Consider the following 15,709-nt stretch of genomic DNA (forward strand, 5'->3'; position numbering starts at 1 on the left):
GATTTAAATCGGCTCCGTAACTTCGTTTTTCCGCTTGCGCCCGACTTTTTTCAGTACCAGAAAGCTAAGCGGCGGTAGAGTAATTTCCAAACTGTTCAATTGATTGTGCCATTCCAACTTTTCGCTCTTCAGCGGAGCATTGAGAATTCCAGTACCACCATAAGCGGTGTTTTCAGAAGTGAAAATCTCTTCATAGGTTCCAGCAGTTGGAACTCCAATCCGATATTGAGCATGTTCAATGGGTTGGAAATTGATAATAATCAACAGCGTATCAACAGGCTTCTTACCTTTACGGATAAAAGAAACTACACTTTGCCCGTTATCATCCGCGTTAATCCATTGATATCCACCCAAGTCATGATCCAGTTCCCATAAAGCTTTTTCGGACAGATACAGCTTATTCAGATCTGCCGTAAAGGACCGCATCTGGCGGTGACTTTCATAATTCAAGAGAAGCCAATCCAACCCCTCCTGATCTTTCCATTCGATAAATTGACCAAATTCACCGCCCATAAAGAGCAGCTTTTTGCCGGGATGTGTGATTTGATATCCTAGCAGTTGACGAAGACCCGCAAATTTCTGCTCGTAACTCCCCGGCATCTTATTTAGTAAAGATAGCTTGCCATGAACTACCTCATCATGAGACAAAGGCAGGGTGTAATTCTCTGAATAAGCATAGCAAATGGGGAAAGTTAGCAAATTATGATGGTAAGGTCTCGCCCCGAAATCATGTTCTATGTACCCCAGGGTGTCGTTCATCCAGCCCATGTTCCATTTGTAATTGAACCCGAGACCACCCTCATGTACCGGAGAGGTTACTCCTGGCCAAGCACTGGATTCTTCTGCCATCATCAAAGCCTGCGGATAGTTTTCGAAAATGGTCTTGTTGAGGTTTTGCAGAAATGTAATGGCTTCCAGATTCTCGAGCCCACCGTTATTATTACGTCGGTACTGATTTTCATTTTTCTCAAAATCCAGCCTAAGCATACTGGTGACAGCATCCACTCGCATTCCGTCAATGTGGAACAAATCGAACCAGAATAGAGCATTGGAAATTAAGAAAGATGCAATCTCAGGCTTACTGAAATCAAACGACAGCGTTCCCCATCCCGGTCTCTCTGCCAGCAAAGGGTCAGCATATTCGTATACGGGAGAACCATCAAACATACGAAGCCCATGGGCATCCTTGGCAAAATGGGCCGGAACCCAATCCAGAATGACACCGATTCCTGCCTGGTGACAGCAATCAATTAAATACATAAGCTCCTGCGGTTCACCGTAACGACTGGTCGCAGCGTAATAGCCCGTTCCCTGATAACCCCATGACAAATCATAAGGATGTTCAGCAAGAGGCATAAATTCCACATGTGTATAATTCATCTCAAGTAAATAAGGAATTAGCAGTTCGCTCATTTCCTTATACGTATAATACTCTCCATCCTCTTTTTGACGCCATGTTCCAAAATGCATTTCGTAAATGTTGAGGGGTTTGTTATATGGAGATTTGTTCTTACGGCGCCACGCCCCGTCACCCCAGCGATACCCGCTTATATTTGCCACAACCGACGCAGTAGCCGGACGAACTTCTGACTTGAATGCATAAGGATCTGCTTTTAAAAAACTGGAACCGTCTGCTGCAATTATTCTATACTTGTAAAAAATTCCCACACCCATACCCGGAAAAAAACGACTCCAAAATCCTGATTCGGGTATCTTATATAATGAATCCACTTCATGACTTCCGTCCCAGCCATTATGATCACCAGCTAGTCCTACATATGTCGCCTGAGGAGCCCACACGGTAAAGCGCACACCGGGGATGCCTTCTTCCACGGCTATGTGCGCTCCCAAAAGGTTGTAGCTGCGATAATGGGTACCCTCATGAAATAAGTAAATATCATCAGGGGACGGAATAGTTCCTGTACTTAGTCGCTCTGCCAATTCATCACCACCTTAATATATAGGATGCACCTATTACATTACCCCAAACAGTCCCATTTGAAAATGATTTGACGTGAAAGAAATTTTTTTTGCATCAAGAAAATAATTAATGTAATTTTTCTTGATGTATATCAATATATTTCACCTATGTCGTTTCAAGTGGATGAAGTCCGGTTATTTACAAGCATTGACAAAAAAATGGGAGGGACAACAAATGAGTAAACAAGATTGCATCGCCATGCTTTTGGCAGGGGGAGAAGGACGAAGATTAGCTCCCTTAACTTCCAACATGGCAAAGCCTGCAGTCCCATTCGGAGGTCAGTATAGAATCATTGACTTTCCTCTCAGTAATTGTGTCAATTCAAAGATTGACACTGTAGGCGTTCTAACTCAATACAAAGCAGACTCACTTCATAGCCACATAGGTGAAGGTGAGCCTTGGGGTCTCCATGGTGGAAATCCTAATAAAGGGGTAACCCTTCTTCCTGCCGGAATGGAAGGTAAGGAAACTTATTCGGGAACTGCCGATGCTATTTATAAGAATATTCAATTTGTTGACAGCCGCAATCCAGAGCATGTACTTATATTGTCCGCTGATCACATCTATCATATGGACTATCGCCAAATGCTGGATTACCATATCCAAAAAAATGCTAAGGCCACCATCTCCGTTTTGGAGGTACCATGGGAAGAAGCCAGCCGCTTCGGTGTCATGAATGTCGACGGTAACCTAAAGATTTCCGACTTCACCGAGAAGCCTAAAGTGCCGGAGAGTAACCTAGCTTCTATGGGAATATACATTTTCCGCTGGGATTACTTGAAGGAACATTTGTTAAGAGATGCCGCTGATTCAAAGTCAAGCCATGATTTCGGCAAGGATGTTATTCCATACATGCTTGATGGCAAAGATGACCTATTCGCTTACCGCTTCAAGGGCTACTGGCGTGATGTGGGTACCGTAAGCAGCTTATGGGAAGCACATATGGACTTGTTGCAGTCAAATAATGGTTGGCAGTTAGATAACGCACGCTGGCCGATGTATAGTCGTGCTCGAAGAGATAAACTAGCTGTTCACAAGCCGAGAGCGCAGAGCCCGGCTAACAGTTCATTGGTGAACGAACATTGTATTTCAGAGGGAAGCCTAAAGCATTCCGTTGTATTCGGAGGCGTTGAGATCGGGAAAATGTCCACAGTCAAACATAGTGTAGTTATGCCGGGAGTACGCATTGGACGCGGGGTTCAAATCGAAAATGCTATTATCGGTGAAGGTGCAGTGATTAAGGACGGTGCCATAATTAAGGGTAGTGCAGATCAGATAGTGGTTGTTGGACCTCATGAGATTGTTGTCGCCAAACCTGTAGTTCGGACACAGCCTTCACGTCTATTGCAGGATATCTATGATAAAGCCGAACGCCTGCGTGCTGAAGGTCTTCCTTCATAACTGAAGCCCTTGAATAAATTTGTATCCAGATTTCCCTTTCGTTCCTTTTCACTACTTTTCACGAGTAAGACACCTTTTGCAGTTCACAGTATGTTGAATTTAAAAAACTAGCCAGTCTCCGGGTTAATGGACACTGGCTAGTTTTTTACTTTTTTGGTAATATTTTAAAATAAAATCCACTGAAAGTAGCAGAGAGGATAGAACGCTTGTGGAAAAAGCTGTGGCGGCCGCCATTGTGTCTGGATGTACACTGTTAAGTATATTATAGTTAGGATTTGTAAATTTGTGCCCACTCTCTATCCAGCATACTCAACTCGATACAATCCACATAACCACCGGTGAACCTTGCCGCCTCTCGCTGGAGGCCCTCACGACGAAATCCTGCTGCTTCATAGGATTTCAGTGCCGAAGTATTGAAGTCGAATACACCAAGGGATACCCTGTGCAGTTCCAGCGCTTGAAACGCAATACGCAGCATCTCCTGCATCATTCTAAGACCTATACCCCGGCCCCGATATTCCGGATCGATTACAACTCTCCCCACCCTTGCGGAACGGTTGTCTCGGTCAATCGCGGCAAGACTGATGTGGCCTATCACTTGACCGGAAGCTTTATGTACGGCGCTATAGATTAAGAGGTTAGAATCTACTGAGTGATTAGCGTTAGTGATGTACTTAATCAACTCTTGATCCTCAATAGGGAATGACAAGGACGGGCCGGCCCACTGCTTCAAGAACTCTGGTGAATCCGCCCAGCTTTTTAAATACTCAAAATCAGCCTCGCCAAAATATTGAAGTATAATCTCATCTGCATCACCGGTATCCTTAAACTTCTCATACAGGTTTACCAGTCGCCCTCCGCCCATATCGTTGGAACCCATAAAATGAAAACCCAGACTTTGATAATACCTGTTAAGCTTCACGTTATGGGCCACAGTATCAAATCTCAGACCTTTAAGGCCTCTTTCGATCGCCAAGTCGGCTGCAAAATATAGCATTTTACTGCCCAGCCCGGATCCCCGATAGGATCTTGCAACGGTCAACCGATGCAAATAGGCATACGAATCATCATTCCTTGGGCCCCAATACTGGGGATCCGTGAACTGCAGAGTAAAAAGTCCGATAATCTCATCTTTCTCTAACGCAAGGTAGACCTCTCTATCCTCAAAATAACCGACGATGTCCGCTTCGTTAAACTGGCCGGGTGTCCATTGTTTGATTCCTTTACTTTCCATCCATCTCGCTGCATCCTGCAGAAGCAATAAAATTTCACCCGCCCGGCTAGGTTCACCGCGAACAATAGTTATCGGGCTCTGAGAGAAGCGGTTAAGTTCAGCAGCAGTATTTAACTCCATATCACTGCCCCCTCTTTTTAGTTGTAGATATCATTTAATCTTCAGTTGGGGTTATCACCGGTGGGACATCCACCAATGGGAGAATGACGATGACCTCTGTTCCCTTACCAAGCTCACTGTTCATTTCTAGGCGGCCATTATGGAGCTCAACCAACTGCTGTGAAATTGCCAACCCCAGGCCAGTTCCTCCATTAAGCGCATCGACCTGAAAAAAACGATCCCGTACTCTCGAAAGATGCTCTTCACTGATCCCTATTCCGGCATCTCGCACGGTCATAATGGCCTCAGTCTCCGAGAATCGCTTTGCGGATAGACCAATAATTGAATCCTCATGAGAGAACTTCACGGCATTATCGACCAAGTTAAGAAAAACCTGCTTCAACCGATTGGCATCCCCTTTTACAAAGATGCTCTCTTCACTCTCCAACCGCAGATGGATCCTTCTCTTCTCGGCCTTCGCCCACACGTTAAGAATAGTCTCCTGAAGTAACTCTTTGACGTTAACCGTACCCATGGACAGCTTCATCTCATTCTGCTGCAGTTTCGCGAAATCAAGAATCTCTTCCACTAAACCAATCAGCCGGTCGCTCTCTTTAGAGATAATACCCATTCCCAGCTTCGTTTCTTCGGGATCATAACCTCCGGAAATTAAAGTCTCACTCCATCCTTTTATACTGGTAAGGGGAGTTCGAAGCTCATGTGATATGGACGAGATGAAATCATCTTTGATTTGGTTACTGCGGACAATTTCTTGGGCCATGTAATTGAGCGTCGAGGCCAAATCGCCAATCTCGTATTTGTAATTCCCCTTAATTCTTGTATTGAACCTGCCTTTAGCCATCTGTGCTGATACGGCAGTAATGTTATTAAGAGGCTTTACTATAGAATTTGCCAAGCCAAAACTGAATATAACTACGATTGCGAGAACAGCACCACCAATTCCCACTGACAGTAAGGAGAGATTTAGTAAATCAGCGTTAATTCCCGCCACAGAGGTTAAATATCTCAGCACGAAGGTATCCTTGCCATGAATTTGCAGTACCTTAGAAACCGCCATCACACTCTCGTTGGTTCCTGGCTGTCTGCCTACCCATCGACCTATGCCGCCCCCTGCTGCTTCGGGCACATCGCTTGTAGTTATAGACCGATCTGGCTGAAAGCCTGTAGAACTGGTAATCATATTCCCATCAAGTGTCAGCACTTGCAGTTCTGTATTGGAAAGCGTAAAGCTATCAAGCACCTCTTGTAAGGGAACGTTCTCCCCAGAGAGCTGATATTTATGGAAATATCCCTCTGCTGTACTGATATGGGTAGTTATTGTACTGTATATGCTTTCGTAATAATAGGTACGGATAGCCAACAAAAAAATAACTTCCACCAGGAGAAGCGCCAAGAAGACCACAAGAATGTAGTGCAGGACGATCTGTCTGCGCATCCCCTTCTTAATCATTGTCCTTGGCCTTTCCACTTATAACCGTGCCCCCATACGGTTTGTAAAAACTCCGGATCTGAAGGATTGTTCTCAATCTTTTGGCGTAGACGGCGAATGTTCACATCAACGATCTTCGGATCACCCATATATTCTTTGCCCCATACATGATCCAGCAGCAGGTCACGACTTAGCGGAGTATTTTCTTTCTCAAGGAAATATTGAACCAATGAAAATTCTGTAGGTGTAAGTTCTATAGCTTCCCCGTTCCGCTTGAACTGCTTGGATATAAGGTCAAGTGTATACGGCCCCGATTGGAAAGTTACTTTAGCCGATTGCTCTCGATGAACATTAACCCGGCGCAGCAGCGATTGGATACGGGCGATTAGTTCCGTAGGACTGAACGGTTTACTGATATGATCGTCTGCTCCCACAGAAAGAGCGTATACCTTATCTTGTTCTTGCACTTTAGCTGTCAGAAAAATAATGCCAAGGCGTTCATTCGTCTCCCGTATGCGTCTGCACACTTCGAAGCCATCGATTCCAGGAACCATTACATCCAACAGTGCAATATCAATATCAGGGACTGTTGTAAGCTTGTGCAAGGCTTCATTTCCATCAGCAGCCTCCAGCACCTCAAAACCGTTGCGCTTAAGATTAATCACAATAAAACTGCGGATGGAATCCTCATCCTCCAGGATTAATACTTTACTCATCTATTCCCTTCCTCTCCATGGGGGCAGCATTTTTTGCTTTTTTCTCCCCGCTAATAGTCTGCTCAAGCTTTCCGCGATAACCGATAACCTTGTCGGTGTCCTTACCCCATAGTTCCCAACCCTTATCCTTCACCCGTTCCCATTCATTCAGCGAGAAGAAGGACACCTCCGCCACCGTCTCACCTGAATCGGACATCATGAATTTGAGGTATTCATCTTGGATGGATTTCGTATCTAATGTAACCTTTCCATACCATTCCGGAGGAAAATCGATATAAAAACGGTCAGATGGATCACGATACTGCTGCATTGAAAAAATGATGTCGGTCTTTCCATCCCACTTGTAATACGAAGTAAAGTAAGGGATTACGTTCGGATCGAAATATTCCCAGCCTTTGGGTGCCTCCAGAATACCGATCTCTATAATTCCGTCACCATCAATGTCCTGACTTAGAATCCGGCGATCCCTAAAGGTTCGATCATTCCCGCCAACCACTACGCGCAGCTTGTTATTCTCCATCACTACAATATAGCTTGAAGCGGAATGTGCATTTACAGCAGCATCCAGAACGATACCTTCTTTATCTTCAGCTACTTTTCCTGCGACAATGTTGTAATAATTATTTATATACGGATCTAGTGTATCCAGTTTATCGAGCTGTTGGAAACCATCAGCATATTGATAGGTCGTAACCGTTGCTATCTCATTGCGTTTCAGTGAAACTGCAGTAATATCTTCAATGCCGTCCCCGTTCAAATCATCTATGACATACTTCGTGTAAGACAGCTGAAGTACTTCTCCAAGTGAAGATCCTGAGTAGCTATAGACAACTAGCCCCTTTTGAAGACCTTCATCCCCTCGGGAAAATCCCGCCACAATATCCAGCTTCCCATCATTAGTTAAATCCTTCAACACGACAGATTCCAGAACCGTTCCCTCTCCGTCGAATACAAGCTTCTTCACCCACGTGCTTCCCTGATTCTCAAGGATCATTCCATGAATCTGTACCGCTTCCCCGGGGGTCTGATAAAAGACTATCGTTTCCGGTACTCCATCGTCATTCAAATCCTCGGTGAAAATGGAGCTGTCATCATCATTAGTAGGTCGTATTAATAAGGAGCCTACCGGCTTCAATGTATTAATAGCGGTCATAAGTGTTGCCTTATCCTCGGAAAGTTCCGGCATTGTCATCCGGGAAACAGGATCACTTATAAAGGAAGTGCAGCCTGATAGCACAGACATTGCGAGTAGTACTGTCAGTAAATGCCGCATACCTCGTAATTTCAATTTGATCCCTCTTTTCCATGGTTCGAGATTTAAAGATTAACCCGTTCCTGAGAAGTTAGACGGCGGCCTTTCACATCATGCTTGATCTTACCGTCTTCCAATACCCAGAGACGAGAAGCATAACGTTCAGCTAGTTCCAAGGGCAGAACTGTCACAATAGTTAATCCTGTTTCCTTACAAAGGTTACGCAGCGAATCCATGACTTTCTCAGCCGATTTCGGATCTAAACCTGTCACTGGTTCATCCGCCAAAATCACTTTGGCTCCATGGGTCAATGCACGGGCAATGGCTACACGCTGCCGCTCACCACCGCTCAACTGGCTTGTTTTCAGCTTGGCCTTATCCAGCAGGCCTAGTGCATCAAGCTCATCCATGGCACCCATATAATCATCTGAACGAACCATACCGGTAACCATACGCCAAATCGGCGTCTGTGCGGATTGGCCGACCAATACATTTTTGAGCGCAGTACGGTTTGGGTTTAGTTCAGCATTCTGCTCTAAATATGCCCATTCACGGCGTATCTTTCGCTTGCCTCCAATGATTTTACCCAGAATATTCACACCATCCACCTTAAAGGTTCCGCTATCCCATTTCTCCCGAAGGGCCAAACAACGGAGCAACGTAGACTTACCGCTACCACTTCCCCCTAATAAGGCGACAAGCTCTCCTTCTTCCAGTTGAAAGCTAATATCCTTCAAAACTGGGTTTTTATCTTCTCCTACGGCTTTTGCTAGATGTTCAACTTTAATCATTACTTCGTCTCCCCTATCCTAATCTCTACTTATATAGTGTATTGGAAAGTGAGATCAAATTCCATGCGAGCACTCGTTCTTATCTTACCTCAAATCTTTAGGCGTGGCGAGAATAATAACCCCATCAAGCCGAACATAATGTATAAAACTCCCATGAGTCCAAAAACACCGCCGCCCCAGCCATATTCCAGCAGCAAGCCGCCGATACCAGGACCGACTATACTTCCGGCACTATAATGAAAAGAAGACACCACATTAGCTGCCGGAAGCAGGTTCCGCGGCAAAATATCGGCCGCATAGGCCAGTCCTAATGAGAAGAAAGAGCCCACGAATCCTCCGGCAAACATAAGGAGCAGAAAAGTTAATGAAAAGTTATCCTTAGCCAAAGGCAGCAGTGTGAAGGCGAGACCTCCGACAACTCCAGACAACATCAGAATTTTTTTGCGACCGAATCGGTCACTCCACAAACCAAGCGGAAGCTGCAGCAGTAAACCGCCGATTCCCGCAAAAGGCAGCAACGCTGCAATCTGATTCTCACTATATCCGATTCGCAGTCCGTAGACAGGAAAGTTGCTATTCAAGGTTGCTTCCATATATCCGTATAAGAGTGCTGGAATTAAGGCATACCAAGCTAGACTGTAGCTTCGTCCAAAGCGCTTCGCCTGTCCTTCCCCGCCTTCTACTTTATCCGGACGGGAATGAGGCAATTTAGTTGCAGTAAGCACGAGTACTAATAGAAATAAAAAAGCTAAGACGATAAACGGAACCGATTGACCAAAGCGGAGCAGACTAATTCCGACCGGCCCGAGACTGAATCCAAGTCCGTAAGACATCCCATACAAAGATAGATTACGTCCGCGATGTTCCGGAGGTGTCATTAGCAGTACCCATAACTGGGCAGCATAGTTAATAGCTGAGTCCCCAACACCTACCAACAGGCGAAGGATAAACCAGACTTTGATCCCGGATAGCACCGGGAATAGCAGCAAACAGATCAGAACAAGGCTGAGCCCGGAGGCAATCAGTTTTTTGAAACCAATGGCACCCAATAAACGTTCTGCAATCAGAGTCATAGCGAAAGAACCGATATATAATGAAGCGGCGTTCAAGCCGTTGAGAGAAGACGAAACCCCTTGCTGCTCCAAAAGAATGGAGAGAACCGGAAGCAACAGTCCTTGACTTAGACCTGCCGATACAATAACGGTGATAAGAATAAGATAATGCATTTTACTATTCTGGTTCGTAGTTGAAGAAGTAAGACCTGACACGAATGGTATCCCCCTAGGTTATACAATGGTTAGACTCTCTAGATCTATTGGCAAACACCCAACATTATAGTGGACAACCTCCTTCAAAACAAGAGATAATATATAGAAGTGACAGATTTCCTGGGAGGAATGTATGCTTCATGAAATACGAATTGAAAATCGATGTCTCACCGGTGTATGAGCTGATCGACAGCTTCATGTTATACGTAACAAGGAAATGGATCTCTAATCTCGATATTGGACCCGATTGGGTCCGTGACGTAGAGAGCCGAATTCCCCCTCAAAAGGTTGCCGCACTGCTTCAAGCAGCGGATTGGCCCTTCAATGATTACGATGTGTTGTATGCCTGTGCATACAGCGGCGGACCTGCATCGAACGTGCTTGAATTCCTGGACGAGCTGGAGTCGGCTTCTATAGATGAATGGTATCAGAGATTAGTTCCTTTTCTGCCAGACTTTTCGTTAGAGGAATGCTATCGAATCAAGAGCAGCTACAGCCCGCTGCTGCGACTGTGGCATGAACAATATTTCCGTCATGTGGAGAACCAGATTCTCCCCTTATTAATTGAAGACGCAGCCGAGAAAAAGATGCTTCAAAGTAAGATGGATCCAATAGCCTTGATAGAGTATGCCTCAGGCGGTGTTGTTATTGAAGATATTCCGGACCTGCAGACTATTGTTCTGTTGCCCACCGTACATAACCGCCCCATTAATACCTATTGCTTCTACAAAACACTAATGCTAATCCAGTATCCTGTTGATGTCCCCGTTGAGAATGAGGATGAGCCTCCAACGGTGCTACTGCGTATGACCAAGGCGCTATCCGACCCTAACCGACTCAAATTATTGCGGTATGTGGCCCATGAACCGAAATCGCTATGGGAAATGCAATCGGAGCTGAATCAATCCGGTGATATGCTGATGCATCATCTGATGATGCTCCGGGTAGCCGGGCTGCTGCGTATCCATTTGCGAGATGAACACAATGAACGGTTCAGTATCCGTCCAGACGGGGCATCGGAGTTGCAAATGTTCCTCGAATCGTATATTCGTTTATAATATGAATAAGTACAGCTATAGATATAGATAAGGAGTGAGCGATATGAAATATTTGACTCAACAAGTAATCTTCGACCTGGACGACACATTGGTCCACTGCAACAAATATTTTGACCTCATTCTGGGCCAATATTTCGAGATGATGACCGACTGGTTCGCGGATTTTGGTCCAACCACCGCAGAACTCCGCAGCAAGCAAGTGGAGATTGATGTAGAAACCGTTAGTATGAGCGGCTTAGCCAGTGACAATTTCCCTAAATCTCTAATTGCGACATACCGCTTTTTCTGCACTAAATATAATCGTCCTGCTGAGAATTTTCAGGAGCAGCAGCTAATGAAGCTGGGTCTGAGTGTATACGATCAGGAAATTGAGGCTTATCCTGGCATGGTAGAAACCTTGGATACCTTGAAGCAGGAAGGTCATCACCTATTTTTGTACACGGGTGGGGACGACACGATCCAGCAGCGCAAAATTGAACAAATGAAGCTGGACGCCTATTTTGATGATCGTATATTTATCCGCCAGCATAAAAATGTAGAATCTCTTGAGGAGATTTTAACACGTCATAAATTTGACCGTAAACGCACTTGGATGATCGGCAATTCCCTGCGTACCGATGTACTACCTGCAGTTACGGCAGGGATTAACAGCATTTATTTGAAGCAGCAAAATGAATGGCTTTACAATTTAATCGAATTGCAACGTGAAATGCAGCAATCCGTATTAACGATTTCATCCATCAGCGAGGTTCCACCTGTTATCCGGTCATCTGCACAGCAGCAGCACAAGCACCACGGATAATTAATAAGACTTTTGTAAGAAATGGCATATTCATCTTGCGTTTGAATGATTATACTGTTTGAGTTCAGTAGATATCATTGCGCAGGAGGAAATATTATGAAGAGAAGCTTTAATTCAAAGACAAGTTCCAAGAATAAATATGCTGTTCCGATGCTTATAGCTGCACTAGTCGTCGTTATTCTGATTGGTGGACTTATCCTCATCAAAGACAGAGCGGGTAGTGATACCTCTGCCCTGGACAATTTACCGAATTACACCGAGGTAGAAGGTAAAATTGTTGTAGATGGTCTGAAATATGAAAAGCAACCTCATCTCGGCAGCAATACCGCCACTATAAAAGTGATTGAGTTTGCCGATTTCAAATGCCCTTCCTGCAAGAAATGGACAGAGAAGTATATGGATCAATTCATCAAAGATTATGTAGACACAGGTAAAGTAGAGTTTTTCTTCATGAACTTCGCCTTCCTGGATCGTGACTCCTATCTGGCTGCCAGTGCGGGTGAGGCTATTTATAAGCAAAGCAATGAGAAGTTCTGGGATTATGTTCATAAGCTGTATGCCAATCAGGGTGATGAGAGTGAAATTTGGGCAACTGAAAAATTCATTCTGAAATTCGTCAAGAACAATATCGATGGCATCGACTATGCTCAGTTCGAGAAGGACCTTAAGAACCAAACTTATATGTACGACGTGAAAGAGGATTTCAAGATCGCCGGATCATTCGGTGTGAACGGCACCCCTCAATTCATGGTTAACGGCGTTCTTCTGAAGGACTCTTCCTACGAGAGTTTGAGTGCTGCCATAGATCAGCAGTTAGGTTCGGCCAGCAACTAATCATTTAATCACCACTAAAGTAATAAGGGGGTGTCCAAGAAGCCATACAAAATGGCAGCTGGGACACCCCCTCTCTTTTAGAGTAAGAATTACGTCGGTTTCCAAGAGGACGCTCCGTTCGCGGAGCGTCCATTCACAACAACTAAGTCTTACTCAAAAGAAGAGCTATACTGTTAACCCCCGATATAAGACATTCCTATCTTATTGCGAGATTTATCCGTGTGTGTGGCCCGCTCATCCGAATATCGGTCTGCACGTTGTTCCCATACCTGGCGAATGGTTGCCAGCACCTCCGAATCAGAGGCTCCACCTCGAATTAAATCACGCAAATCAAAGCCCTGTTCAGCAAATAAACAAGTAAACATCTTACCATCAGAGGACAACCTAGCACGCGTACACGTTGAACAAAACGATTCGGACACCGACGTGATGAAGCCTATCTCAGACTTACTGCCTTTGTAGCGGTAACGTTTTGCCACTTCCCCATAATAATTCTGCTCTACGGGTTCTAGGGTGTATTCCGCTTGCAGATGATCAAAGATCTCTTGCTTCGAAACTACACTCTCGAGGTTCCATCCATTGTCGTTCCCAACATCCATGAATTCAATGAAACAGAGTGTGACTCCATACTCCTTAAAAAAGGTAGCCATCGGCAGGATTTCTTGCTCGTTCATCCCCCTTCGTACCACCATATTCACTTTAATTTGAAATCCAATGCTTCGCGCATATTCTATATTATCCAGAATGACCGAAGGCTTAACTCCTCGGCCATTGATTGCCGCTAAAACTTTGGCATCCAGTGCATCCAAACTAATGTTTAACCGGCGCAAGCCTGCATAATATAAATCCTGTGCTTGTGCATTCAGCAGCATCCCATTGGTCGTTAATCCAATGTCGTCTATTCCTTCTAATTGAACGAGCCTCTGCACCAGCTCCGCCAGATTGCGACGCATTAGAGGCTCACCGCCAGTCAGGCGAATCTTCTTCCCCCCGAGTGAAGCAAATAAATCTGCCAGACGCGTAATCTCATCAAAGGTCAACTGCTCCTTTTCAGGTAAAAAAGCATAATCATCCCCGAATATTTCCTTAGGCATACAGTATTGGCAGCGTAAATTACAGCGGTCTGTGACTGAAATGCGCAAATCACGAATCGGACGCTGTAGCTGATCCTTCAATATCTCTGTTCCCACGACCTAATCCCTCCAGTTGGTATTACGCTGAGCATCTTTTAGATTCTATGCTCCACTCCTTTGGAAGGAGATATCACTAAAGGTTCCTACATATCTTATCACTTCTCCTGTAGCATCCTTCACAGCATTTATGGTTAATAGCTCCAGGTACTCTTCCCCGCTTTTTCTACGGTTCCAGATCTCCCCCTGCCAACTCCCTTGCTGTTTAATGACCTTCCACATCTCTTCATAAAAGGCCTGAGCTTGTTTCCCAGATTGAAGTACGCTCGGATTTTGCCCGATGATCTCTTGCTCAGAATACCCTGTTAACTGTGTGAAGGCAGGATTGACAGCATTTATTTTCCCGCTCGCATCCGTCACCAAAATCCCTTGGCCCGTAGAGCGGAAGACTTCGGACGATAGAGCTAATTTCTCATGATAATACAACCATATCACAAGCACAAAGCTGGCAAATGAGACTTGGGACAATGCCATGAAACCAATGGAATATTGGCCTGTTATAGAATAAATCAAAGCTAGCATCAGAGGTGGGAAAAATCCGCCCAAGCCGCCCATCATCGAGACAATTCCATTCGCGATCCCTGCCTGTTTATTTAAATACAGAGGAACGAGCTTGAAAATAATACCGTTTCCTAAGCCAGCACACATGGCAATAGTTAAGCTGCCGACCGTATACAGTCCAATGGAAGGTGAGAAAGCCAACACAATTCCCGCGAGTGTTAGACCCATAAATACACCCATTAGTAAAAATAGCGGTTTCAACTTATCGGCTAGCCAGCCGCCAATTGGCCTGAGGAAGGTAGCTACAGCTATAAAACCAGCCGTCCGAATCCCTGCATCCACTTTTTCAAGTTCAAAATGCGAGACCAGGAAGTTCGGTAAATATACAGTAAAAGCTACGAACGATCCGAACGTAATAAAATAGAATATCGATAGGAACCAGAGCTTATCATTTTTATAAACGGCTTTTATTTGTTCAACAATAGGTGTTGTAACTTTCGTCTCATGCCGGTCACCCAAAAAGATGTTCAACCCTGCAAAAATAAGCAATAGTACAAGATAAAGCTTCACGGTCGTTGACCACCCTATTTGTGTAGCAATAAGTGGTGCAGAAAAGGTCGTAATCGCCGTACCAATGTTGCCTATACCGTAAATCCCGTTTACTAAGCCGAGCTTTTCCTTGGGGTAATATTTGGGCAGCGAAGTTACACCAACGGAAAATACGGCACCACCAATCCCCAGAAACAATCCGCCAATAATTAAGTCCATATAGGAAGAAGCTACGCTAATATAAAACACCGGAAATAGCAGTAGGATAAAGCTTGCTGAAAAAATAATCCGTGCCCCTAAAATGTTAGCGTAATAACCAAGCGGTATTCTTAAAATCGATCCTAAGACGACAGGAATAGCTGTGACCATCGCAAGCCTCTCCGCCGGAATTTGGATATCCTCCCGAATAAACGGAAGCAGCGCTGAAATAATAACCCATACCATAAAACCTACGATTAGATTCAACGTTTGAAGCGGTAACTGTAGCTTCCTTATCATCCAGAATCACCTTTTCCCAGTATAGTGAATGACAACTATGTGGATCCCCCAACTCTATTTTAGATGAATCTTCCCAAAAAATAAT

At 44.7% G+C, this 15,709-nt stretch carries 13 protein-coding genes; 4 read left to right on the forward strand and 9 right to left on the reverse strand.

The window, feature by feature from the left end:
• Nucleotides 1-3 precede the first annotated feature (3 nt).
• Complete coding sequence (gene glgB, locus PWYN_RS21025; protein WP_036655909.1) at nt 4-1,941, reverse strand: 1,4-alpha-glucan branching protein GlgB; 1,938 nt, start codon at nt 1,939-1,941, stop codon at nt 4-6.
• Between the two features lie 214 nt (nt 1,942-2,155).
• Here glgB and PWYN_RS21030 point away from each other — a divergent pair, with 214 nt between their 5' ends.
• Nucleotides 2,156-3,382 (forward strand): glucose-1-phosphate adenylyltransferase, encoded by a 1,227-nt coding sequence (locus PWYN_RS21030; protein WP_036655912.1) that lies wholly within the window; start codon nt 2,156-2,158, stop codon nt 3,380-3,382.
• A gap of 268 nt (nt 3,383-3,650) precedes the next feature.
• Here PWYN_RS21030 and PWYN_RS28300 read toward each other — a convergent pair whose 3' ends face one another.
• The 6 genes from PWYN_RS28300 to PWYN_RS21065 all read right to left on the reverse strand — a co-directional run bounded on the left by PWYN_RS28300 (nt 3,651) and on the right by PWYN_RS21065 (nt 10,150).
• Complete coding sequence (locus PWYN_RS28300; RefSeq protein WP_052088244.1) at nt 3,651-4,736, reverse strand: GNAT family N-acetyltransferase; 1,086 nt, start codon at nt 4,734-4,736, stop codon at nt 3,651-3,653.
• 34 nt (nt 4,737-4,770) lie between these two features.
• Nucleotides 4,771-6,186, reverse strand: coding sequence for a sensor histidine kinase (locus PWYN_RS21045; protein WP_036655913.1), 1,416 nt, complete (start codon nt 6,184-6,186; stop codon nt 4,771-4,773).
• A complete protein-coding gene (locus PWYN_RS21050) occupies nt 6,183-6,881 on the reverse strand; it encodes a response regulator transcription factor (protein ID WP_036655916.1) in 699 nt (232 codons plus the stop codon). The genes PWYN_RS21045 and PWYN_RS21050 overlap by 4 nt, the downstream gene beginning before the upstream one ends.
• Nucleotides 6,874-8,169 carry a hypothetical protein gene (locus tag PWYN_RS21055; RefSeq protein ID WP_036655917.1) on the reverse strand — a complete coding sequence of 432 codons (1,296 nt, stop codon included), beginning with the start codon at nt 8,167-8,169 and terminating at the stop codon, nt 6,874-6,876. The genes PWYN_RS21050 and PWYN_RS21055 overlap by 8 nt, the downstream gene beginning before the upstream one ends.
• Before the next feature lie 29 nt (nt 8,170-8,198).
• The gene (locus PWYN_RS21060) at nt 8,199-8,924 is read right to left on the reverse strand and encodes a phosphonate ABC transporter ATP-binding protein (RefSeq protein ID WP_036655920.1); all 726 of its coding nucleotides are present in this window, start codon (nt 8,922-8,924) and stop codon (nt 8,199-8,201) included.
• A gap of 89 nt (nt 8,925-9,013) precedes the next feature.
• Nucleotides 9,014-10,150, reverse strand: a complete 1,137-nt coding sequence (locus PWYN_RS21065; protein WP_036659039.1) for an MFS transporter — start codon at nt 10,148-10,150, stop codon at nt 9,014-9,016.
• A gap of 182 nt (nt 10,151-10,332) precedes the next feature.
• Here PWYN_RS21065 and PWYN_RS21070 point away from each other — a divergent pair, with 182 nt between their 5' ends.
• The 3 genes from PWYN_RS21070 (at nt 10,333) to PWYN_RS21080 (ending at nt 12,886) form a co-directional block, all read left to right on the forward strand.
• The gene (locus tag PWYN_RS21070) at nt 10,333-11,250 is read left to right on the forward strand and encodes an ArsR/SmtB family transcription factor (RefSeq protein ID WP_036655923.1); all 918 of its coding nucleotides are present in this window, start codon (nt 10,333-10,335) and stop codon (nt 11,248-11,250) included.
• Between the two features lie 43 nt (nt 11,251-11,293).
• The gene (locus PWYN_RS21075) at nt 11,294-12,052 is read left to right on the forward strand and encodes an HAD family hydrolase (RefSeq protein ID WP_036655925.1); all 759 of its coding nucleotides are present in this window, start codon (nt 11,294-11,296) and stop codon (nt 12,050-12,052) included.
• A 96-nt stretch (nt 12,053-12,148) separates the two neighbouring features.
• Nucleotides 12,149-12,886: a DsbA family protein gene (locus tag PWYN_RS21080; protein WP_036655927.1), complete on the forward strand. Its 738-nt coding sequence runs from the start codon at nt 12,149-12,151 to the stop codon at nt 12,884-12,886.
• A 173-nt stretch (nt 12,887-13,059) separates the two neighbouring features.
• Here PWYN_RS21080 and moaA read toward each other — a convergent pair whose 3' ends face one another.
• The gene (gene moaA, locus PWYN_RS21085) at nt 13,060-14,076 is read right to left on the reverse strand and encodes a GTP 3',8-cyclase MoaA (protein ID WP_036655930.1); all 1,017 of its coding nucleotides are present in this window, start codon (nt 14,074-14,076) and stop codon (nt 13,060-13,062) included.
• A 45-nt stretch (nt 14,077-14,121) separates the two neighbouring features.
• Nucleotides 14,122-15,624 (reverse strand): nitrate/nitrite transporter, encoded by a 1,503-nt coding sequence (locus PWYN_RS21090; protein WP_036655933.1) that lies wholly within the window; start codon nt 15,622-15,624, stop codon nt 14,122-14,124.
• Nucleotides 15,625-15,709: the final 85 nt, after the last annotated feature.

The organism is Paenibacillus wynnii (genome assembly GCF_000757885.1).
Lineage (GTDB): Bacteria > Bacillota > Bacilli > Paenibacillales > Paenibacillaceae > Paenibacillus_AQ > Paenibacillus_AQ wynnii.

Coding starts and splice junctions, on each gene's coding strand:
- PWYN_RS21030 (WP_036655912.1), top strand. CDS start 2,156: ATGAGTAAACAAGATTGCATCGCCATGCTTTTGGCAGGGGGAGAAGGA.
- PWYN_RS28300 (WP_052088244.1), bottom strand. CDS start 4,736: ATGGAGTTAAATACTGCTGCTGAACTTAACCGCTTCTCTCAGAGCCCG.
- PWYN_RS21045 (WP_036655913.1), bottom strand. CDS start 6,186: ATGATTAAGAAGGGGATGCGCAGACAGATCGTCCTGCACTACATTCTT.
- PWYN_RS21050 (WP_036655916.1), bottom strand. CDS start 6,881: ATGAGTAAAGTATTAATCCTGGAGGATGAGGATTCCATCCGCAGTTTT.
- PWYN_RS21060 (WP_036655920.1), bottom strand. CDS start 8,924: ATGATTAAAGTTGAACATCTAGCAAAAGCCGTAGGAGAAGATAAAAAC.
- PWYN_RS21065 (WP_036659039.1), bottom strand. CDS start 10,150: ATGCATTATCTTATTCTTATCACCGTTATTGTATCGGCAGGTCTAAGT.
- PWYN_RS21070 (WP_036655923.1), top strand. CDS start 10,333: ATGAAATACGAATTGAAAATCGATGTCTCACCGGTGTATGAGCTGATC.
- PWYN_RS21075 (WP_036655925.1), top strand. CDS start 11,294: ATGAAATATTTGACTCAACAAGTAATCTTCGACCTGGACGACACATTG.
- PWYN_RS21080 (WP_036655927.1), top strand. CDS start 12,149: ATGAAGAGAAGCTTTAATTCAAAGACAAGTTCCAAGAATAAATATGCT.
- PWYN_RS21090 (WP_036655933.1), bottom strand. CDS start 15,624: ATGATAAGGAAGCTACAGTTACCGCTTCAAACGTTGAATCTAATCGTA.